This window comes from Salipiger sp. 1_MG-2023 (assembly GCF_030547555.1).
In the GTDB taxonomy this organism is placed as follows: Bacteria; Pseudomonadota; Alphaproteobacteria; order Rhodobacterales; family Rhodobacteraceae; genus Salipiger.
Genome location: NZ_JAUOQN010000182.1, coordinates 1 through 717 on the forward strand (window position 1 = coordinate 1; position 717 = coordinate 717).

Sequence of the window (717 nt, forward strand, 5' to 3'; positions counted from 1 at the left end):
GAACTTCCCTCAGAACCGATCTTGCCATGAAAAGGGCAGACCGCCGAGGGTTTATGTGATCATCCGGGATGGAACACATACGGTCGCAGCCATGGTCCGAAAACTGTTCGAGGACGCGTGTGCGCCGGGCGGTCGGATCTCTCAAGTCATTGTCCTGACACACAATGCACATTTCCATCACGAGATCAGTAGCTATTGGAAGGGTAAAGCCCCAGATCCAAAGCATTGGATCCTCCGAAAGCCCGCTGGAATTTCGTCGGTGACAAGTCATGGGATGAATACTCCGATCATGACAGCCTATCGTGCGCTTTGGGACGAGGTGAATGATCCAGCGACTGTCCCGGTGGCTCTATGCAATGCGATGCGGCGCATCTTGGAACACTACTTCAAGTTTATCGGCGACAGAGACTGGATGTCAGGCCTCGACAACCTTGATGGAGCGGACGCCTTTGCCTTCGGCGCACTTCGACGCTCTCTCAACGACGGGTCGCATGGCTACCTTGGCGCGGAGGAATTCTACTTTGATGCAGATGCGGGCGAACGCCTTCGCAGTGTTTTCCGTCGCGTATTTGAAGTCCACGGACAGGGTCCACATTATGAGATGATGTCCGGTGCCAGCCATCTGCTCGTGCCTGATTTATAGGTAGTGTCCCAACGCTTGGTGTAGGAGGCCGCGCGCGGAGCCCCCGGCGTAGCGCAGCGCGCGGCCGGGTGTGA

At 56.5% G+C, this 717-nt stretch carries 1 protein-coding gene; it reads left to right on the plus strand.

The features are described 5' to 3' along the window. A partial coding sequence (locus Q4543_RS24490) for an AAA family ATPase (protein WP_303442794.1) occupies positions 1-643 on the plus strand: 643 nt, incomplete at its 5' end. Positions 644-717: the final 74 nt, after the last annotated feature.